The 4,949-nt window shown below is 73.3% G+C and carries 3 protein-coding genes and 3 pseudogenes; 3 read left to right on the forward strand and 3 right to left on the reverse strand.

Annotated elements, in window-relative coordinates; genetic code table 11:
* Positions 1-756: pseudogene (locus I53_RS04575) on the reverse strand (tRNA1(Val) (adenine(37)-N6)-methyltransferase); the annotation flags it as partial.
* Positions 753-977, reverse strand: coding sequence for a DUF2007 domain-containing protein (locus I53_RS04580; RefSeq protein WP_026604550.1), 225 nt, complete (start codon positions 975-977; stop codon positions 753-755). The pseudogene I53_RS04575 and the gene I53_RS04580, both read right to left, overlap by 4 nt.
* A 168-nt stretch (positions 978-1,145) precedes the next feature.
* Between I53_RS04580 and I53_RS04585 the strand changes: the two genes are divergently transcribed.
* Entirely contained in the window at positions 1,146-2,165 is a 1,020-nt protein-coding gene (locus tag I53_RS04585; RefSeq protein ID WP_043347174.1) for a polyprenyl synthetase family protein, read from the forward strand.
* 181 nt (positions 2,166-2,346) lie between these two features.
* Here I53_RS04585 and I53_RS04590 read toward each other — a convergent pair whose 3' ends face one another.
* The gene (locus tag I53_RS04590) at positions 2,347-2,775 is read right to left on the reverse strand and encodes a MarR family winged helix-turn-helix transcriptional regulator (RefSeq protein ID WP_043347176.1); all 429 of its coding nucleotides are present in this window, start codon (positions 2,773-2,775) and stop codon (positions 2,347-2,349) included.
* Between the two features lie 137 nt (positions 2,776-2,912).
* On the opposite strand from I53_RS04590, the pseudogene I53_RS04595 reads away from it, so the two are divergent.
* Together I53_RS04595 and I53_RS04600 are read left to right on the forward strand one after the other, a co-directional pair.
* Positions 2,913-4,728 (forward strand): annotated as a pseudogene (locus I53_RS04595) (chloride channel protein).
* A pseudogene (locus tag I53_RS04600) lies at positions 4,725-4,949 on the forward strand (hypothetical protein); the annotation flags it as partial. The pseudogenes I53_RS04595 and I53_RS04600, both read left to right, overlap by 4 nt.

Below are 4,949 nucleotides of genomic sequence, written 5' to 3' on the forward strand. Positions count from 1 at the left end.
AGAGCGATGGCCAGGCGGCGCCGCGATGGAGCGCTTCGGCTTCGGCCGGAAAGGTGCCGTCGGAACCGTGCAGCACGAGGGCGGGCGCAGGCTCGCGGCGGCGCGGCTGCCGCGGACCGCGGCGATCAGCACACGGATCGCGGGCGCGTCGCCGCGGGGATGGACCGGGCGGATAGCCAGCCCGCCGTAGCGGCCCTTGAGGGCGTCGAGGCAGGCCGGAAGGGCGTCCGCCCGGTGGATCAGGCCGAGGCGGCCGCCGGGCCGCAGGATCGCCGTGCAGGTCCGGATCCAGGTCTCGAGATCCCCGCCCGCGAAGGTGTGGGCGGCGGCGCGGCCCGGATGCGGCGAGGCGCGGTGGCCGCCGGTTGCGAAGAACGGCGGGTTGGTGAGCACGACGTCGAAACTGTCCGGCGCCAGGCCGGCGGCGCGGCGTTCCGCCGCGGGTGCCAGGACGTCGGCTACCAGAACCTGCGCGTCGATGCCGTTGAGGGCCGCGTTGGCGCGGGCCTGCCCGGCGAGCACCGGGTCGCGCTCGACCAGCGTCGGCCGGAGGCCCGGCGCCAGGGCCGCGCAGGCGAGACCGACGGCACCGGTCCCGGCGCCGACATCGCAGACCCGCTCCCCGGCCTGCGGCGCGAGCAGCCGGGCGAGCAGCACCGCGTCGGTCCCGGCGCGATGCGCCCCCCGCGGCGGCTGGTGCAGGCGCAGGAGGCCGCCGAGGAAAGAATCGGCGCCGGTGTCGGCCTCTTCTGTCACGGCTGGCGCAGCTCGTGGGCGATGCCGGCATCCGTGAGCAGGCGGCGGGCCTGGGCCTCATGGTCGCGCGGGACGAGAAGGCGCTGGCCGAAGACCCCGATCGATCCCTCCATCAGGCTCATGTGGCTGTCGGCGACGAGGACCGGGATCTCGGCCGCCTCGAGGACCGATCGGGCGAACCCGATCAGCACGACATCGTTGGCCCGGATCAGCTCGATCATCGCGCGTTCGCTCCGAAGCGGGCTCGGATCGGCGGTTTCGTCGCGTGAGCCCCGCGCTGGCGGCACCCCATATCCGGACGGCGACGATGTTGCGGCGCCGCGGGGCGCGTGCGAAGGGATCGCCCGCCCCCTGAGGGGCGACCGGTCTGGAGGTCACGGATCTTGGGTATGGCCCTCTCCATCGAGAATCCGAAGCCCGAGGCGGAGGCGGGGCTCAACGACCTCGTCGCGCTGGTGGCCGACGGCATGGCGCGGGTCAACACCACGATCCTGTCGCGGACGGGATCGGACGTGGCGATGATCCCCGAGGTCGCCAACCACCTGATCGCCTCCGGCGGCAAGCGCCTGCGCCCGATCCTGACGCTCGCCTGCGCCCAGCTCTGCGGCTACGCGGGCGCGACCGACGGCGACGTGAAGCTCGCCGCCAGCGTCGAGTTCATGCACACTGCGACGCTCCTCCACGACGACGTGGTCGACGAGAGCGACATGCGCCGCGGCCGCGTCGCCGCCCGGATCAAGTGGGGCAACGAGGCCTCCGTGCTGGTCGGCGACTTCCTGCTCGGCCAGGCCTTCCGGATGATGGTGGAGGTCGGCTCCCTGCGGGCGCTCGACATCCTCTCGGCCGCCGCCACGGTGATCGCCGAGGGCGAGGTGATGCAGCTCACCAACGCCAAGAACCTGGAGACCGACGAGGCCGCCTACCTTGCGGTGATCCGCGGCAAGACCGCCGAGCTGTTCGCCGCCGCCTGCGAGGTCGGGCCGGTGCTCGCCGGACGGCCCGAGGCCGAGCAGGCGGCCGCCCGGTCCTACGGGATGAATCTCGGCATCGCCTTCCAGCTGATCGACGACGTGCTCGATTACGGCGGCACCTCGGCGGAGCTCGGCAAGAACGTCGGCGACGATTTCCGCGAGGGCAAGATCACCCTGCCGATCGTGCTCGCCTACCGCCGCGCCAGCGAGGGCGAGCGCGGCTTCTGGCGCCGCACCCTGCAGCAGGGCGAGATCGGCGCCGACGATCTGGAAACGGCCCTCGACCTCCTGCAGCGCCACGGCGCCCTGGAGGAGACCGTCGCCCGCGCCCACCATTACGGCGCAGAGGCCCGGGCCGCCCTCGACATCTTCCCCGACGGGCCCGTCAAGGCGGCGCTCCTCGGGGCCGTCGAGTTCTGCGTGGCGCGGGCGCGCTGAGGCGGGGCCTCACGGCTCCCGCATCGACAGCCAGACCGCCCCACCATCGGATCGGCAACGCGTCGCCCCGGGCTGACCGGACCGCGGCCCGCCGCGAAGGTATCCCTCGCGCTCCGTCCCCGCAGGCGGGTCGGTGATGCCGGTCCCCTGCGATTGAACGACCCATCGGCCGCCGGTCGCGTCAGCGCGTCGCGGGTCCGAGGGCGTCGGTGAGGGCGGGGGCGAGGTTGCGCAGCTCGTCCAGATGCGCGGCCGTCAAGCTTTGCAGGAGGCCCTCGGCACGGGGGGTGAGCGACAACGCGCTCCGCCGCCGGTCCTCCACGGCGCGTGTTTTGGTCAGCAGACCGGCCTCCACCATGCGGGACACCAGTTCGGCCGCGCTGTGCGGGGCGATCAGCAGCTGCTCGGCCAGAAGGCCGACCGTGGCGGGCGCGCGTCCGACATGGCCTGCCAGGGTCAGCAGGGCCTGATGCTGCTGTGGCGGCAGCCCCGCCCGGGCCGCCGCGGCCTCGCTGAACGCCAGGAAGCGGCGGAGCCGGAACCGGAAATCCGCGAGCGCCGCATATTGCTCCCGCGACAGCGCCTCCGTCCCGGACGCGTCGGTGTCCATGATCGCCTCCGTGATGGGGCCTGTGATCCGCCGACGATGCCCCGGATCGACAGGCTTGTGCAGCCTCGCCACGACCGTGCCGTTGTGGATTATATCGGATCACGACATAAATGCGGTCGTGAGGAAAGGAGGCCTGGATGATCGGCGGGGAGGAAGGGGAGCGCGGGGGTGCCAGGCCGTTGCGCCGTGCGCTGCGGGATTTCAGTGCTGATCGGCGGGTCCTGACGCTGGCCGGCATGGCTGTCGTAACCGGCACGGCCGCGAGCGGCACCGCCTGGATCCTGCTCACGCTCATCGGCCTTGTGACCAATCTCGCGTGGTATGGCCGCTTCGATACCGCTCTGACCTCCCTGGCCGGCGCGACGCCGGGGCCCTGGATGGTGGCGATCCCGGTGATCGGGGCGCTGATCGTCGGCGCCATGGCGCGCTACGGCTCGGAGAAGATCCGCGGCCACGGGATCCCGGGAGCGATGTGAGCGATCCTGATCGGCGGGGAGCGGATGTCGCCCCAAGTTGGCGTGCTCAAGCGCTCTCCTCGGCGTGGCGATCGGCACCGGCGGCCCGTTCGGCGCCGAGGGGCCGATCATCGTGACCGGCGGCGCGGTCGGCTCGCTCTTCGCGCAGTTCTTCCACCTCAGCGCCGCCGAGCGGAAGACCCTGCTGGTGGCGGGTGCGGCTGCGGGCATGACCGCCATCTTCGGGACGCCCGTGGCGGCTGTGCTGCTCGCCGTCGAAGTCCTGCTGTTCGAGTGGCGGCCGCGGAGCCTCGTCCCGGTGACCGTCGGGGCGGTCACGGCGGCCTGCTGGCGGCCGGCCCTGTTCGGCGCCGGCCCGCTGTTTCCCTTCGCCGACAATCCGGCCCTGCCCTGGTGGGGGCTTCCCGCCTGCGCGCTGCTCGGCGTCGCCTGCGGCCTGATCTCCGGCGCGCTGACCCGGGCGCTCTACGCGCTGGAGGACGGGTTCGGGCGGCTTCCCATCCACTGGATGTGGTGGCCCGCCCTCGGCGCCGTCGTGGTCGGCCTGGGCGGCCTCGCGGAGCCCCGGGCGCTCGGCGTCGGCTACGACGTGATCCACGACCTGCTCTCCGGCCACATGCTGGCGAGCGCCGTGGTGCTGATCCTGGGGGTGAAGGCGGTGATCTGGCTCGCCGCCCTGTCGTCGGGCACGTCCGGAGGCGTGCTCGCGCCGCTGCTGATCCTTGGCGGCGCCGTCGGCTGGCTGATCGGCCTGCTCCTGCCCGGCGCCCACGGCTTCTGGGCGCTGCTCGGCATGGCGGCGATGCTCGGCGGCACGCTGCCGGCGCCCCTCACCGGCGTCGTCTTCGCCGTCGAGGTGACCGGCGACGTCGCCGCCCTGGCGCCCCTGCTCGCCGCCACCATGGCGGCCTACGCGGTGACCGTGCTCCTCCTCAAGCGCTCGATCCTGACCGAGAAGATCGCCCGGCGCGGGCAGCACGTCACCCGGGAATACGGGATCGATCCCTACGATCTGGCCCGGGTCGAGGCGGTGATGACCCGCACCGTCGAGACCCTGGACGCGGACCTGCCCCTGGCCGAGGCCCTCGCCGCCATCGAGACCGGCCTCCACCACGCCTACCCGGTGGTCGACGGCGCGGGTCGGCCGGTGGGCCTCGTCTCGCGCAAAGACGCCCTGCGCTGGACCCTCGAAGTGCGCGAGGGTGAGACCGAGGCGGGCACCCTCGGCGAGCGCGTCTCCGACGCCGATCTGGCCGTCGTCCATCCGGGCGACGTGGTCTCGCACGCCCTCGACGTGATGCTGTCGGCCGGGCAGGGCCGCCTGCCGGTCACCGATCCGCAGACCGGCAGCCTCGTCGGGCTCCTGACCCGCAAGGACCTGCTTCAGGTGCGCGCCACCGTGGTGCGGGCCGAAGCCGAGCGCCGCGCGTTCTACCGGAAAGGGCGGGGTGAGCGGCGCGCACGGATGGAGGCATGACCATGGAGCCGCGCCTTCCCGGCCGGACCACCCGCCTCGACCAGCTCGGGCCGGGCAGCTGCTACCTGATCGCCGGCCCGGACGGGCCTGATCTCGCCCTCGTCGTCCTGCGTGACGGACGGCGGGAGGCCCTGCTGCTGAACCGGCGTCACGAGGCCGACGGCCACCTGCGGATCGTCTCTGAGATCGCCCCCGACACCGACGTGTGGCGCTGCGGGGCG

It is taken from the genome of Methylobacterium sp. B1, from assembly GCF_000333255.1.
GTDB classification, from domain to species: domain Bacteria; phylum Pseudomonadota; class Alphaproteobacteria; order Rhizobiales; family Beijerinckiaceae; genus Methylobacterium; species Methylobacterium fujisawaense.